This window comes from Verminephrobacter aporrectodeae subsp. tuberculatae At4 (genome assembly GCF_000193225.1).
GTDB classification, from domain to species: domain Bacteria; phylum Pseudomonadota; class Gammaproteobacteria; order Burkholderiales; family Burkholderiaceae_C; genus Acidovorax; species Acidovorax aporrectodeae.
The window spans coordinates 1-799 of record NZ_AFAL01000864.1 but is presented as its reverse complement, the minus strand read 5'-3'; the positions used below and the strand labels follow the sequence as shown (position 1 = coordinate 799).

General features: G+C 70.5%; 1 protein-coding gene. It reads left to right on the top strand.

What is annotated here, in order from left to right; all coding sequences use genetic code 11:
* Nucleotides 1–799, top strand: a 799-nt coding sequence (locus VTU_RS29645) for an Ig-like domain-containing protein (RefSeq protein WP_236610834.1), incomplete at both ends; no start/stop codon positions are given.

The following is a 799-nucleotide window of genomic DNA, read 5'->3' as shown; positions in this document are numbered from 1 at the left end:
GTGCGCGACGACGCGGGCAACGCCGGCACCGGCAGCGCCGACAGCGCCAACTACAGCGTGGACACCCGGCCGGCAGACACCACGGGCCCGACAGCCACGATCACACTGGCCGACACCCACCTGGCCGTTGGCGACACCACAACAGTCACCATCGCCTTCAACGAGCCCGTCACCGGCTTCACGCGCGACGACCTCGTGCTCAGCGAGGCCAATGGCACATTGACCGATCCCACAACGAATGACGATGGCAGAACCTGGACGGCGACATTCACGCCCACGGCCGGCGTCGAGAACAGCAGCAACACCATCAGCGTGAACCTGACGGGCGTGCGCAACGTCGCAGGCCGTGCCGGCACCGGCCACGCCCCGAGCGCCATCTACCAGATCGACACCCGGGCCCCGGTGCTCGCCAGCGCCACGGTGAACGCGAGCCAGCTGGTGCTGCGCTACACCGAGGGGAGCAGCCTGGACGCGACGCATATCCCGCCCGCGACGGCCTTTGCGGTGCGCGTTGATGACGTGCTCAGCGCCGTCACCGCCATCGCGGTAGGCGCGCAGGAAAAGACCGTCAACCTGACGCTGGCCACCGCTGTCGCCAACGGCCAGGCCGTGAGCGTCGCCTACACCGACCCCACGACCGGCAACGATGCCAACGCCGTACAGGACGCGGCCGGCAACGACGCAGCCAGTTTCGCGGCCACGCCGGTGGACAACCGCACCCCCGCGCCACCGGGCCCGGCTCCAGGTCCGGGCCCGGCTCCAGGTCCGAGCCCGAGCCCAAGCCCGAGCCCATCGCCCC